Raw genomic sequence first — 14,203 nt, 5'->3', positions numbered from 1 at the left:
GAGCGCACTGGCCAGCTTTTATTTTGGGTATTGGTTTAGCCACTGGCGCGCCTGATACCTGAAATCGGCGCCCACTACTCAAGGGGTCGCCTTCCAGAGAAATCTAACCCCCGGTCGGCTCCCCGACCGGGGGTTTTGTTTTTTCAGGTCTCCATAAACTTTTCAGCTTGATCAAGAACACTTAAAGGAATCACGACATGAACTACACCACCTATTACCGCTACGACACCTGCACTGCATGGCGATTTAGCAAGCTCCGCTCGGGACAGCCTGCCGCCTCCGATCGGTCACCTATCGGTGGCAAACCAACACACGTAGCCGATACGGCGAATTGTCGAACACCCCAGTAGGCCAAGCGTGCGGGAATAGCCCGCCGCTTGCCCAGGAAGCCTTGAATATGAACTCCTCCGTCGCCGCCCTGCCCCTCTCTGCCTTGAACAGCGCCCTGGCCAGCGCCAATGAAGCCCTGACCCAGCGCCTGCCCAGCTCACTTGAGCTCAAGCACCAGTTGCCCCTCAGCCCGTTCCTCAACGAGCAGATCCACGCCCATCGCCAAGCCGTGCGCGCCATCCTCAATGGCGAAGATTCACGCTTGCTGGTCATTGTCGGTCCGTGCTCCATCCATGACCCGGAGTCGGCCATGGAATACGCCCGTAACCTGAAGAAGCTCGCTCTGGAAGTCAGCGACCAGATGCTGCTGGTCATCCGCGCCTACGTCGAAAAACCACGCACGACTGTCGGTTGGAAAGGCCTGGCCTACGACCCCCGCCTGGATGGCAGCGATGACATGGCCGCCGGCCTGACGCTGTCCCGCGAGCTGATGCGCGAAATGCTGCGCCTGGGCCTGCCGGTCGCCACCGAGCTGCTGCAACCCATGGCCGCCGGCTACTTCGATGACCTGCTCAGTTGGGTGGCGATTGGCGCGCGCACCACGGAGTCGCAGATCCACCGCGAGATGGCCAGCGGCCTGGGCATGCCCGTGGGCTTCAAGAACGGCACCGATGGCGGTGTCGCGATTGCCTGTGACGCCATGCGCTCGGCGTCCCACCCACACCGCCACTTCGGCGTCGACAGCCAAGGCCACCCGGCAATCATCCAGACCCCAGGCAACCCCGACACCCACCTGGTACTGCGTGGCGGTCACCGTGGACCGAACTACGATGCGCAGAGCGTGGCGCGGGTAAGACACGACCTGGCCAAGTCCAAGGTCACCCCTCGGATCATGGTCGACTGCAGCCATGCCAACAGCGGCAAGGACCCGTTGCGCCAACCGGCCGTGTTCAACGATGTGCTGGAGCAACGCTTGCAGGGTGACACCTCGCTGATCGGCATGATGCTCGAAAGCCATTTGTTCGAAGGCTGCCAGCCGTTGAGCCCGTCGATGAAATACGGCGTGTCGGTGACAGATGGCTGCCTGGGCTGGACCGCCACCGAGCAGTTGTTGCGTGCGGCTGCCGAGCGCCTGCGCGCTTAAGGCTGATCGATCAAGGCGCTGCTGCCGCAGGTACGGCGCCTCATGACAGCGTCCGGCACACTGGCCATTCGTGACGTGCAGTCAAGAGTCCTTTTCGGATTCGACGGTGTTTCGGAGCGGGGCCAGCGCTCGACCAGCCCCAAGGGTATTGCGCGGAAGTGGGACTAAGCCCCGGCCACCGGTGCGCGGGATAACTCGCGCAGCCACGGCAACACCCGCAGGCCGGCAGTGGCCGCGGGTGGGTCGATGATGTCCATGAAATGTTCGAGATTGACGTTGTCCGGCACTCCGGGCAGCCGCACCAGCACCGCCGGCGTTACGCCGGGGGGTGCGCCGATATCCAGGTGATCGTAGACCAATACATGGCGCACCTGGGGCTGAGGCCCACAGGCATGGGCCGTCAGTCCCGCATTGATGATCAGCACATCGAAGGGTTCGGCCGGGATGGCGGTGAGAATCTGGGTTTCTTCGAAGGTTTGCACCGGCACGATCCGGTGGTACCCCAACTGATTGAGCATTTTTTCGATGTACAACCGTTGCAGGTGTTGTTCATCAGCAATCAGGATGGTCAGTGCTTTGTTCGGCATGGCAAACCCCTGGGCAGGCAGCGCTCGTCAGTGAGCGAGGCCCATTGTCCAGACATATCCCGAAGACAAAATCAGGCATGTTCCCCCTTCGTGTAGGAGTTCTCCCAAATCAACCGAATGGCCAGCTCCCTCAGTCAAGCCTGATTGCCGTAGCGGCTCAAGCTGTGATGCAACTGTTCGATGGCCACGCCCATCGCCTCTACCGCAGCGCCCGCTGCATCGCTGTCACGCCGCTCACACACGCTCTCCAATGTTTCGCAGCACGTGATCAACACCTGGGCCTTGACCATGCGCGCGCCCCCTTTGACGCGATGAGCCAGGTCATGGAGCCTGGCGAAATCAGCCGGCGATTTCAGGCGCGGCAACAGCGCACGGTCTTCTTCGAGGCTACTGAGCAACGGCGTCAGCAGCTCGTTGAGGGCATCCTTATCGCCCTGCGTCAGCACGATCAGTGAACTTAAATCAAACGCCACTTCCACTTCATCCGTTAGCGCACCAGCGGTCCGTGATGCCAGGGCCAGGCGCAGGTCCTCAAGCCCGGTCGGCTTGAACAGGCAACCGTCCATGCCTGCTTGCCGGCAGCGTTCGGCTTCCTGCGACAAGGCATTGGCGGTGAACCCGAGGATCAGGCACGGCGCCAGCCCACGCTGGCGTTCCTGTGCGCGAATATCACGCGCCAACGCGTAACCGTCTTTGAAGGGCATATTGCAATCGGTGATCACCCCGTCAAAATGCCCGACCTGCCACAGTGAAAATCCTTGGGCGCCGTCCTCGGCCAAAGTGATGCGATGCCCCAGGAAACTCAGCTGTCGCGCCAGTAACAAGCGGTTGGCCGGGTAGTCATCCACCACCAGAATGTTCAACCCGCGTGCTGGCGGAATGTGCGGGACCGGGACACTGACCGGCGCCGCCGTTGTCAGCGCCAGCGTCAATGTCACATCCACCCGCGTGCCCTTACCCAGCACACTGCTCAAGTGCAATTGACCGCCCATCATCTCGCACAGGTTACGACTGATCACCAACCCCAGGCCCGATCCGCTTCGCGCTGGCTGTTCGTTGTTGCTGCCCTGGATAAACGGGTTGAACAAACGCTGCTGATCTTCGGCACTGATGCCAATACCCGTGTCCTCCACCCACAACCGCAGGTGCAACTGGTCGTCGGTCAACACCGGCGCCCCCCGGGCACCCAGGCGCACCTGGCCGGAGGTGGTGAACTTGATCGCGTTACCCAACACATTGGACACCACCTGCTTGAAGCGCAGCGGATCAACCAGCACCGGCCGATCGATCAATGGGTCGAGCTCCACCTGCAACACCAGGCCCTTGTCCCGCGCCAGCCCCTCGAACACCCGAGCCACTGAGGCCAGCAGTTCGTACAGATTGGCCGGTTCCAGGCTCAGGGACAGGTGGCCGGATTCGATTCGCGCAATGTCGAGAATATCGCCGATCAACTCCAGCATGCTCCGGGACGCCACCGACGCAACCTCCAGCGCATCGCGGTCAGCCACGCCCTGCTCGGCATTCTTCAGGGCCAGTTCGATCATGCCGATCACCGCATTCATGGGAGTGCGAATCTCGTGGCTCATGGTCGCCAGGAAGGTGGTCTTGGCACGGTTTGCGGCGTCGGCCTCGTCCTTGGCTTCCTGCAACTGCCCCAGCAAGCGCTGGCGCTCGCTGACATCCACCCAGCCGGCGATCATACCCACAACGTTGCCATTGCTATCACGGTACGGGAGCATCCATTGGTAGATGGTCAACACCTCGCCGCCGGGCGCCTTGAGCACACGGTCATGAACCTGCGGCTCGCCCAACTCCATCAAACGCAAATAATCGGCATGGAACGACTGGGCCTGGGGCGGGTTACCCGTGTCGGTTTCCACCACGGTCTTACCGATAACGTCTTCCAACTTGAAGCCGAACACATCCAGGTAGGCGTTATTGCAGGCCATCAGGCGGCCCAGGCGATCGCGCACATAGATCGGGTGCGGCGTGCCATCGATCAGCACGCTCATAAAACGCATCTGGTCGCTCAAGGCACGCTCGGCCTGGGCGCGCTTGCGAATCAGGCTGCGCAGGTAGAACACCCATCCCAGCGTGACCAGCAGCAGCAGCGCGGCCAAGCCAAACCCCTGGAGGATGATGTTGCGGTGACGCATCCAATAGTTGTCTTCGATGATGATCTCGCTGCGCCAATGGTTGGTCAGCTCGTCCATTTCTTCAGGGGTAATGCTCAACAAGGCCTTGTCGAGGATCGAGTACAGCTCCAGTTGGCTGCGGTTGACCCCGAAGGTAATGCGAGCTGGCTCACTCCCGACGGTGCTGGTGATGCGCAGGCGCTTGCGGTAATTGCGGGCGATCATGTAGCGCGCGCTGATCAGTGAAACCGCCGTCGCATCGACGCTGCCCTTGGCCACCAATTCCATGGCCTGCTCTGGGTTCTCCACATCGACAAACCCGATGTTTGGGTAGTCCCGGCTGATTTGCGCGGCCAGGCTGTTGCCGCGAATAATCGCCATGCGCTTGCCTGGCATATCTTCCAGGGTCACCAGATGCTCATCGTCGGCGCGTACCACCAATACGTAGGGGCTGGACAAATAAGGTCGGGTAAACCGGATTTTTTCGGACCGCTCGTCACTTGGGGTGACGACCGCCAGCATGTCCACGCGACCGACACTGGCCTGGTCAATTTGCTGAGGCAGCGAACTGCCCCGCTCCACATCAAATTTCAAGCCTGTGCGCAAACTGATGCGCGACAGCACCTCGGAGCTCAACCCTTCGAATTGCGCGTGTTCGTTGAAAAAAGACAACGGCACAAACTTGTCGAGCACCGCCACTTTCACTCGTGGGTGCTTCTCCAGCCAGCGCTGCTCACGTTCGCTCAAACGCAGTTGCTCGGCCTCCAGAAATCCGCTGCCGCCGGCACTCCAACGGCGCAGGATTTCCATCTGCTGGTTGGCCGGAACGGCGGCCAGCGCGGTATTGATGATGCCCAACAGGCGGGTATTGTCCTTGGCGAATGCGAACCCGAACGGGTTGACCTCCAACGCGGAAAAATTCGCCATACGCACGTTATTGAGATGGTTCTTGTTGATCAGGTAGCGGGTGCTGATGGCGTCACCCAGGTACACATCCGCCTGGCCGAACGCAACGGCACCAATGGCTTCGAAGGTCGAGGCAAACAAGAGCAATTGCGCATCGGGGTAAAAGGCCTGGACAGCCTCGGGCTGCATGTAGTGATAGAGCATCGCCACGCGCTTGCCCGCAAGGTCAGCCTTCAGCGCATGGTTCTCCCCTGCGCGCGTCACCAGCGCGGGTTGGTCATTGGCGTAGGAACGGGACAGCACCAGCTTCGGGTCGGCTGCCTCAAACCCATTGGCCGACCCCACAAAATCCACTGCGCCGGCCTTGAGGGCATCGATTACCTCATCGCGGGTGTCATAGCGCTTCACGTCGATCGTGATATTCAGCGCCTGGGCGACCAACGCCGCATAATCTGCCGTGATGCCTTCAAGCTCCTCGTTGTTGCTCAGGTCAAAGGGCGCGTAGTCGGGAGCCGACACCCCCATCGACAGCGTGCGGCGCTCGCGCAACCAGCGCCAGTCGGCTTCGTCCAATACCAGGGAAGGGTTCTCAAGGGTGGAGTGGCCCAGAAGTTTCAGATCGTGCGGTTCCTCCAAGGCCATCACCACCCAGGGCAACAGCCCCATCAGCAGGATGGCCGCGCATTTCACCCGCCGGGAGGTGATCATTTCAGATCAGATGATTGCGCTGGGCAAACTTGGACAGATGCACCACCGACGACATACTCAACTTCTCCTTGAGCCGCGTCTTGTAGGTGCTGATGGTCTTGTGGCTCAACAGCATGTCCTCGGCAATTTCCTTGTTGCCCAGGCCCAGGGCCAGCTTTTGCAGGACGGTCAATTCGCGATCGGATAGCGCCCCCACCAACTCCTGCTCGGTCGATTGCAGGTCGTCGCGACGCACCGAACTGGTGGGCAGGCTGGGGAAGCAACTGTAGCCGGACCTGATCGCCCTGATCGCCTTTTGCAGCTCATCCAGTTCACCGGTCTTGGCGACAAACCCCATCGCCCCGGCGCGCATGCAACGAGTGGAAAAGAACACCGCCAGATACGAGGTCAGCACCAGGATCCTGCAGGGCAACTCCAGCGCCTTGATCCGGCTGATCACCTCCAACCCACCGAGCTTGGGCATCGCCAGGTCGAGAACGACCAGGTCCGGACGTTCTTCGCGAGCAATCTGCATGGCGTCAGCGCCATTACCCGCTTCGTAGATGGTATCGAAGCCTTCCTGCTTCAACAGATACTTCACGGTGGCGCGTATAAAAGGGTGATCATCCACGATTAAAGCTTTGTTGCTCATAAGACTCCCCTGGGAAGATCAGTACGCTTACATATCACGCGAGACCTCACTACCTGTGAAAAGTAACAGTTCCGACAAGCGGTACTGAATACTCCGTACAACACCTCAGGCAGTAAGGCCCCTCCTTTTGCAAAACACAGTAAACATGTGCAGCCACGCCTTGATTCCTGAACAGGCGCAAGCGCGCAACCTTAGCAACCGCGTGTTTTTTCCAATGAAGGGATAATCTCGACTAAATGTAGGACCTTTCCTCAGAGTCCTCCAGGAGCTACTCGGTGGTGCTGGGGCTCCAGAAGGCCTGTACCACCAGGGTCGACCTGGAAATTCGCGCCACCAGGGCGTCCAACTCGTCACCATCTACCGAGGTCACTGCCAGTGTGGCTTCGATTTCAACCTCCTCGGCGCCGAACGGTCGTACATCGACATCGCTGGCCGGGTAGTTACAGCGCGCCAGTTCAGCTTCCAGCAACGCCAATACCGCGGTTTGCTGGGTACGCCGGGCAATCACATAGAGGATGTTGGTGACCTCCGCCGACACCACATCCAGCGGTTGGCGGTTGATGTTATTGACGATGGGCCGCAGCAGCGTATTGGCCGCCAGCACAAACAGCGTGCCCAGCAACGCTTCGAGGACCAGGTCGGCCCCCGCGCATGCCCCCACCGCCGCCGACGCCCAGAGCGTGGCGGCGGTGTTGAGACCGCGCACATTGCCTTCCTCGCGCATGATCACACCGGCCCCCAGAAAGCCGATGCCCGACACCACATACGCCACCACCCGCACCGCGCCTTCCGCACCGCCGAGGCGGTTGGCCATGTCGACAAAAATCGCCGCCCCCACCGCCACCAGTACGTTGGTGCGCAGGCCCGCCGTGCGTTGGCGGTACTGGCGTTCGAAGCCGATCAGGCCACCGAGGATAAACGCGGCGGTAAGGCTGACCAGGGTGTCGATCAGGGCGTTGAGGTTGATGTTGTTGATTGCTTGCATGGAAAACCGTCCCTGTTCATTGCCAGCCAAATTTACGGATGTAGTAGCCCTTCACCGCCTGGGTCAGCGCCATGTACGCCAGCAGGATCACCGGCAGGAACACAAAGTACAGCGACGGCAGCGCCTGCAATTTGAAGTAATGCGCCAGCGGCCCCATCGGCAGGAAGATCCCCACGGCCATGATCACGCCGGTCATCACCATCAACGGCATCGCCGCGCGACTTTGCAGGAAGGGGATTTTCGGGGTGCGGATCATGTGTACGATCAACGTCTGGGTCAGCAGGCCCACCACGAACCAGCCGGACTGGAACAGGGTCTGGTGGTCAGGCGTATTGGCATCGAAGACGTACCACATGAGTGCGAACGTGGTGATGTCGAAGATCGAACTGATCGGCCCGAAAAACAGCATGAAGCGCCCCACGTCCCCCGGCTGCCAGCGTTGTGGCTTGGCGAGCATGTCCTCGTCGACGTTATCGAACGGGATCGCGATCTGCGAAATGTCATACAGCAGGTTTTGCACCAGCAGGTGCATCGGCAGCATTGGCAGGAACGGGATAAACGCACTGGCCACCAACACCGAGAACACGTTGCCGAAGTTGGAGCTGGCCGTCATCTTGATGTACTTCAGCATATTGGCGAAGGTGCGCCGGCCCTCCAGCACGCCCTCCTCCAGGATCATCAGGCTCTTTTCCAACAGGATGATGTCGGCGGCTTCCTTGGCGATGTCCACCGCGCTGTCCACCGAGATACCAATGTCGGCCGTACGCAGCGCCGGCGCGTCATTGATGCCGTCGCCCATAAAGCCCACCACATGCCCGTTGGCCTTGAGCAGACGCACGATGCGCTCCTTGTGGCTTGGCGTCAGGCGGGCGAACACATTGGTGGTTTCCACGGCCTTGGCCAGCTCGGCGTCGGTCATGTCCTCGATGTCGTTGCCCATCAACAGGCCCTGTTGCTCCAGGCCCACTTCGCGGCAGATTTTGGCGGTGACCAGCTCGTTGTCGCCGGTCAGCACCTTGACCGCCACACCATGGGCTTTCAGCGCCTTGAGAGCGGGCGCGGTGCTTTCCTTGGGTGGATCGAGGAAGGCGACGTAGCCGATCAGCGTGAGGTTGTTTTCATCCACCAGGCTGTAGGTATCGCGCCCCGGCATCATGGGTTGCGCGGCCACCGCCACCACCCGCAGGCCTTCTTCGTTGAACGCGGCAGTGACCTGGCGAATGCGCGCCAGCAAGTCGTCGGTCAGCGCTTCGTTGACCTCGCCATGGCGCACGCTGTTGCACACCGAGAGGATCTCCTCCACCGCGCCTTTGCAGATCAGCAAATGCGGTTGGCCCTGCTCCGCCACCACCACCGACATGCGACGGCGGTTGAAGTCGAACGGGATCTCATCGATCTTCTGGAACGCGGTGCCGACCTTCAGCTCGCGATGCACCTCCACATGCTCCAGCACCGCCACATCCAGCAGGTTTTTCAGGCCGGTCTGGTAGTAGCTGTTGAGGTAAGCCATCTCCAGCACATCGTCAGACTCTTCGCCCCACACGTCCACGTGACGCGCCAGGAAAATCCGGTCCTGGGTCAGGGTGCCGGTCTTGTCGGTGCACAGCACATCCATCGCGCCAAAGTTCTGGATCGCATCCAGGCGCTTGACGATAACCTTCTTGCGCGACAGGAATACCGCGCCCTTGGCCAGCGTGGATGTGACAATCATCGGCAGCATTTCCGGGGTCAGGCCCACGGCAATCGACAGCGCGAACAGCAGCGCTTCGGTCCAGTCGCCCTTGGTGAAACCGTTGATGAACAACACCAGCGGCGCCATCACGAACATAAAGCGGATCAGCAGCCAGCTGACCTTGTTGACGCCCTGCTGGAACGAGGTGGTTGCACGGTCGGTGGCAGTCACGCGTTGGGCCAGCGCACCGAAATAGGTGCTGTTGCCGGTGGTCAAAATCACCGCCGTCGCGGCGCCGGACACCACGTTCGTGCCCATGAACAGGATGTTCTCCAGGTCCAGCGGGTTGCGGGTGCTGGCGTCCTGCTGCTGGGCGAACTTCTCCACCGGCATCGACTCACCGGTCATCGCCGCCTGGCTGACGAACAGGTCCTTGGCACTGAGCACGCGGCAGTCGGCGGGGATCATGTCACCGGCCGAGAGCACGATCAGGTCACCTGGCACCAGCTGTTTGATCGGCAATTCGACGCGCTTGGCATCATCCCGGCGCAGTACCGTGGCGGTGTTGCTCACCATGGCTTTCAAGGCATCGGCGGCCTTGTTGGACTTGGCCTCCTGCCAGAAGCGCAGCAGGGTCGAGAGCACCACCATGGAGAAAATCACCGTGGCGGCTTTCATGTCTTCGGTCAGCCAGGAAATCACCGCCAGCAAGGTCAGCAGCAGGTTGAACGGATTTTTATAGCAGTGCCACAGGTGCACCCACCACGGCAGCGGCTGCTCGTGCTCGACTTCATTGAGGCCGTATTGCACGCGCAGGGCGTCGGCTTCCAGGCTGTTCAAGCCCTCGGTATGGCTGCCCAACGTACCGAGCAATTGCACGGCACTGCTATTGGCCGCGACCACCAGGGTTTGCGCCAGAGTGGGCGGCACTTCGCGGCTGACGCTGGCATCGGTCACGGTTTCGAGCATCGCCAGGCGGCGGAAATGCCGGGCGATATGCCGGGTCCGCAAGAAGCCGGCGAAGAACTCTTTCAACAGAGTGAGGTTCATGGTGTGTTACTCCTGCGCGAGGAAAAACCGTCGTGCAGGTACTGCCTGTCCCACCGCGCCCGTTTCATAGGCACAGTCAGCCCGGCCCGCCCGCCGTAAAAGGCAGGCGCGTCCGTAGCATCCCGAGGTTAACCGGGTGCTGGTCAGCGTCGATGAGAGGGATCGGACAACAGCCAGGACTGGCCGCTGCCGGGATGCCGCTTCTCGCTAGGTGGCGAGACAACGGCATCGAAAAAATGCGCGTTATCTTGCCAAGTATGTGCCGGTTACCGAGACCGGCCGACAACTGTCACTCGAACAAGTACCCACTGAGGGTCTCCGCTATTGATGAAAACGCGCGAAGCTTACGCCCCGATTTAAGGAGAGTAAACCGTAGGAAAGTTTCCATATGGTGAATAAGAAGATTCTTCAGGGAGGGTTCAGGAACCCCAATCTTGGAGCCGCCGATGCTTGAATGTGAGGTGGCAGGTTCGCCAAATCCCGTAGCTGCCGAGCGCAAGCGAGGCTGCGTCAACGGTTCGTCTGACACACCGCGAACGCAGCCTCGCTTGCGCTCGGCAACTGCGTACGAGCCGGTGGGTCAAGTTTTTGCGAGATTAATCATCCCGCGTCAGCACTTCCAACAACTCAATCTCAAAGCGCAGATTGCTGTTGGGCTTGATATGCGTGCCCATAGACCGTTCGCCATAGGCCAGGTGCGCCGGCACAAACAACCTGCGCACCCCGCCGACCTGCATGCCCATCAAACCCTGGTCCCAGCCCTTGATCACCCGCCCGGTGCCGATCACACACTGGAACGGCTTGCCCCGCTCCCAGGACGAATCGAAGACCGTACCGTCTTCCAGGGTGCCGGTGTATTGGGTGGTGATCAGCGCGCCCTTGACCACGGCTTTGCCGGTGCCTGGGCGGGTGTCGGTGATCTGGAGTTCGTCGGGGCTCATGGGGTTCTCGCTGAAGGCGTAAAGGCTGGGGTTTTCCCAGAATCGGTGGTGTTTGGCAAGTGTAGGAACAGTCGCAGCCGTGACATTTCCCTTTAACTTGCAGGACGTTTCCGAGAGAATCCCAAGCGCTTGCGCCGCTCAAATCACGTGGCTAGTCTTCGGCGGTCACTGCCAATTCAGTGACTCGGGGTTTGGTAGACCACGAGTGATTAGGCGCTAAGCGCCCCCTTCTGCAAGGCGCTTTTTTTCGGCCCTGCGTTATGGTGGCCGTGCGCAGGGCACCTTCGGGTGCACCGGGTCCTAATCACCGGTCTACCAATCTGCGTACGGTCACCACCCTAAACATCGTTTGGTAGCGATGGTGGTGACATTCCAATTTAGATTAGGAGTTGAACCCATGGACAAACTCGTCCCCGCCCCACCCGCCCCAGCACTGCAATTCTTCACCACCACCCCAGACCTCAGCTTCGAAGACGCCCTGGCCCACGCCAGCAGTGTGCTACGTTGCGCCGCCGTTGCCGCACAGACGGCGGGGGATCAACTGGATGGCCCTTCACGCACGCTGGTGCTGTCGGTCATGCACCTGGTGGACATGGCCAGTGTGATGGTTGACCGGTCACTGGAGTGTGTGCAGCCACGCTAAAAGCACAGTGGGTCTCTGTGGCGAGGGAGCTTGCTCCCGCTGGGCTGCGCAGCAGCCCATTGCTTAGCAACGACCTCTCTAACCTAAGGGCCCCACTGCTCGGCATGGTGTTTCAGCACAAACAGCTAACGCAGCGTTAGAGAACTTAACTACAACGCAGCAGGAACCGTCCGACTTCTCTTCGAACATCTCGTCACCTCTTATAAACATCCAACCAACCCTGGTTGCATAACAATAAGAGGTCACCCCCATGAACGAACCAACAAGCCCTGCCCGCGTCGCCGTCATTCAGTTCAACCCACAGGTCGGTATAGCCAACCGAAGCGACAACCTGCGTCAAAGTCTTCTACTGGCGACTGAAGCAGTAAACGGCGGCGCCAATCTGATCGTGCTGCCGGAGCTTTCCAACTGCGGCTATTTCTTCAGCAGCCGCCAGGACGCGTTTGATCATGCAGAGGCAGTGCCGAACGGACCGAGTGTGCGGGAATGGATCGACTTTGCCTGCAAGCATCAGGTGTATCTGGTCGCCGGTCTTAGCGAAATCGATGGTATGCAGCTGTTCAACACAGCCGTATTGCTGGGGCCCGACGGGTTCATAGGCAAATACCGCAAAGCCCATTTATGGAACCTGGAAAAGCTTTGGTTCACCCCGGGGAATTCTGGTTTTCCAGTGTTTGAAACGCCGATCGGTCGTATCGGCCTGCTGATCTGCTGGGACATCTGGTTTCCGGAGGTACCGCGCATTTTGAGCCAGCAAGGCGCCGATATCATTTGCAGCTTGAACAATTGGGTGTGGACACCCCCACCGTTGTTCGATGAGGCAGGAAAGTGCATGGCGTCGTACCTGACGATGACAGCTGCACATGTGAACAACGTATTTATCGCGGCCGCGAGCCGCATTGGTGAAGAGCGGGATGCCCGCTATCTCGGATGCTCCTTGATTGCAGGGACAAATGGCTGGCCAATCGGCGCCGTGGCTTCGGCCAATCGCCAAGAGATCCTGTTCGCCGACATTGACATCACCAGCGCCCGCAGCGCGCCGATCTGGAACAGCCTCAATGATCTGCAGCGGGACCGTCGCAATGATCTTTATGATCAGATGCTCGGGTATTCCCAACACCCTGCCCTGCCTCGCTGAGAGGAGGGCACATTATGGAAAGGTTATTTACCAAGAAAACACCGATCTGCTCACGGGTGGATATCACAGTGGTTGCACTGGGACTGGTCGCAACCTTGCTCGCGGTATGGGTTGTAGCCAGTCATCGGGGTTCGTGGCCAGGATACAGTGAGATGGTGACGGCCCTACCCCACCCCGCCGCCTGGTTGCGGTGGGTAGTGGGAGATATCAGCGAAGTTGCCTTCTACAAGCATGAACTCGCGTCACTGGGCCTATTGAGTGGTGCCTATCTGGCTTGGTGGGCGAGCAAGCGCGGCAAAGCCTGGCAGGGCTTTTCCATTTGCTATGGCACCGGATTATGGCCTTGGGTGGTGATCAGTTCGTTGATCGGGCTGTTGCTGAGCAACCTGCTGTGGGGTTGGAGCGTTACCGCCGAAACCTGGCAGCCTACGTTTGCGGCGTTTGTTTCATTGCCAGCAGCGATAGTGCTCATGTTTGGCAGCGGTTGGAAGGTCGCCCTCAATGGTGCAGTGCTGGGAGCATTGCTGGTTACTCCATTGTGCTTGTTGATCGTCAATCTGGTGTGTGTGCCACTGGGTTTACCAGCCGTGGTCGGTAATGTGCTGGGCATGGCTATCGGAAGCGTCATCGCATTTGCACTGTGTCGTCGGGTGCCCTCGCTGGTGCGTTCGGACGCTATCGCTCCAGACCGACCGATACCTGTTACCCCGCCCAGTTACGGAGTGTTCTGGAGCCTGCGCCGAGTGCTGGCGGACTTTTCCGAAGCCCCCTTTTTTGGAAATGAGTTGGCCAGTCTCGGACTGTTGGCAGGCGTGTTACTTGCCTATGCCCTCAACCCCATGAGCCCGGCTTATGGCTCCGGCCTGCTTTTGCACATGGTAGGAGCGCAGGCACTGACGTCGGCTTTTGGCGTAGTGATCTGGCGCCATCAATGGATAAAGCGGGGTTGGTATCCCACCTATGTACCGTTGGTATCTGTGGTACCGGCAGCGGTGTTGACCCACGGTGGCAGTTGGATGGTGGTGACTTCAAGTGCATTGCTGGGCGCACTGGTCGCACCGCCGTTGGCCTGTGCAATTGCAGCGAGACTGCCTGCCCATTTTCATCCATACATTGGCAATGTAGTTTCAATGGCCTTGAGTACGTTGATGATTGTGCCGATCATAGGTTGGCTGGCAACTTGAAAGGTGTGGTTAGGGCCCCCCCTAACCACCTTTGAACACATCAACCGATCAAGCCAACGTTACCCGACGCATCGTCAGCGCCACTCGACCCACAAAGAAACTCAACGCCGCACGCGACAGCTGCTTGGGCGTCACCTCACGGGATCCCT

The 14,203-nt window shown here is 59.8% G+C and carries 10 protein-coding genes; 4 read left to right on the top strand and 6 right to left on the bottom strand.

The window, feature by feature from the left end; genetic code table 11:
* Positions 1–397 precede the first annotated feature (397 nt).
* A complete protein-coding gene (locus M2397_RS22180) occupies positions 398–1,474 on the top strand; it encodes a 3-deoxy-7-phosphoheptulonate synthase (protein ID WP_167655030.1) in 1,077 nt (358 codons plus the stop codon).
* A gap of 164 nt (positions 1,475–1,638) precedes the next feature.
* Here the strand turns inward: M2397_RS22180 and M2397_RS22175 are convergent, their stop codons facing one another.
* The 6 genes from M2397_RS22175 to M2397_RS22150 all read right to left on the bottom strand — a co-directional run bounded on the left by M2397_RS22175 (position 1,639) and on the right by M2397_RS22150 (position 11,089).
* A complete protein-coding gene (locus M2397_RS22175) occupies positions 1,639–2,061 on the bottom strand; it encodes a chemotaxis protein CheY (protein ID WP_259244411.1) in 423 nt (140 codons plus the stop codon).
* Positions 2,062–2,195: 134 nt separating this feature from the next.
* Positions 2,196–5,810 carry a transporter substrate-binding domain-containing protein gene (locus M2397_RS22170; protein ID WP_259244410.1) on the bottom strand — a complete coding sequence of 1,205 codons (3,615 nt, stop codon included), beginning with the start codon at positions 5,808–5,810 and terminating at the stop codon, positions 2,196–2,198.
* A gap of 1 nt (position 5,811) precedes the next feature.
* Entirely contained in the window at positions 5,812–6,441 is a 630-nt protein-coding gene (locus M2397_RS22165; protein ID WP_131698893.1) for a response regulator transcription factor, read from the bottom strand.
* Positions 6,442–6,709: 268 nt separating this feature from the next.
* A complete protein-coding gene (locus M2397_RS22160) occupies positions 6,710–7,426 on the bottom strand; it encodes an MgtC/SapB family protein (protein WP_131699973.1) in 717 nt (238 codons plus the stop codon).
* A 16-nt stretch (positions 7,427–7,442) separates the two neighbouring features.
* The gene (gene mgtA, locus M2397_RS22155; protein WP_259244409.1) at positions 7,443–10,148 is read right to left on the bottom strand and encodes a magnesium-translocating P-type ATPase; all 2,706 of its coding nucleotides are present in this window, start codon (positions 10,146–10,148) and stop codon (positions 7,443–7,445) included.
* 596 nt (positions 10,149–10,744) lie between these two features.
* Entirely contained in the window at positions 10,745–11,089 is a 345-nt protein-coding gene (locus M2397_RS22150; RefSeq protein ID WP_259244408.1) for an FKBP-type peptidyl-prolyl cis-trans isomerase, read from the bottom strand.
* A 397-nt stretch (positions 11,090–11,486) separates the two neighbouring features.
* Between M2397_RS22150 and M2397_RS22145 the strand changes: the two genes are divergently transcribed.
* The 3 genes from M2397_RS22145 (at position 11,487) to M2397_RS22135 (ending at position 14,054) form a co-directional block, all read left to right on the top strand.
* Positions 11,487–11,732: a DUF6124 family protein gene (locus M2397_RS22145; RefSeq protein WP_131699975.1), complete on the top strand. Its 246-nt coding sequence runs from the start codon at positions 11,487–11,489 to the stop codon at positions 11,730–11,732.
* Between the two features lie 250 nt (positions 11,733–11,982).
* Positions 11,983–12,870: a nitrilase family protein gene (locus M2397_RS22140; RefSeq protein WP_131699976.1), complete on the top strand. Its 888-nt coding sequence runs from the start codon at positions 11,983–11,985 to the stop codon at positions 12,868–12,870.
* Between the two features lie 14 nt (positions 12,871–12,884).
* Positions 12,885–14,054, top strand: a complete 1,170-nt coding sequence (locus M2397_RS22135; protein WP_259244407.1) for a hypothetical protein — start codon at positions 12,885–12,887, stop codon at positions 14,052–14,054.
* The last annotated feature ends 149 nt before the right edge of the window (positions 14,055–14,203 follow it).

The organism is Pseudomonas sp. BIGb0381 (assembly GCF_024809815.1).
Lineage (GTDB): Bacteria > Pseudomonadota > Gammaproteobacteria > Pseudomonadales > Pseudomonadaceae > Aquipseudomonas.
The sequence above is the reverse complement of the archived record's forward strand: the minus strand, read 5'-3'. Positions and strand labels throughout refer to the sequence as shown.

Bases quoted from the DNA above. Each gene is read 5' to 3' on its own strand.
- M2397_RS22180 (WP_167655030.1), top strand. From the start codon at position 398: ATGAACTCCTCCGTCGCCGCCCTGCCCCTCTCTGCCTTGAACAGCGCC.
- M2397_RS22175 (WP_259244411.1), bottom strand. From the start codon at position 2,061: ATGCCGAACAAAGCACTGACCATCCTGATTGCTGATGAACAACACCTG.
- M2397_RS22170 (WP_259244410.1), bottom strand. From the start codon at position 5,810: ATGATCACCTCCCGGCGGGTGAAATGCGCGGCCATCCTGCTGATGGGG.
- M2397_RS22165 (WP_131698893.1), bottom strand. From the start codon at position 6,441: ATGAGCAACAAAGCTTTAATCGTGGATGATCACCCTTTTATACGCGCC.
- M2397_RS22160 (WP_131699973.1), bottom strand. From the start codon at position 7,426: ATGCAAGCAATCAACAACATCAACCTCAACGCCCTGATCGACACCCTG.
- mgtA (WP_259244409.1), bottom strand. From the start codon at position 10,148: ATGAACCTCACTCTGTTGAAAGAGTTCTTCGCCGGCTTCTTGCGGACC.
- M2397_RS22150 (WP_259244408.1), bottom strand. From the start codon at position 11,089: ATGAGCCCCGACGAACTCCAGATCACCGACACCCGCCCAGGCACCGGC.
- M2397_RS22145 (WP_131699975.1), top strand. From the start codon at position 11,487: ATGGACAAACTCGTCCCCGCCCCACCCGCCCCAGCACTGCAATTCTTC.
- M2397_RS22140 (WP_131699976.1), top strand. From the start codon at position 11,983: ATGAACGAACCAACAAGCCCTGCCCGCGTCGCCGTCATTCAGTTCAAC.
- M2397_RS22135 (WP_259244407.1), top strand. From the start codon at position 12,885: ATGGAAAGGTTATTTACCAAGAAAACACCGATCTGCTCACGGGTGGAT.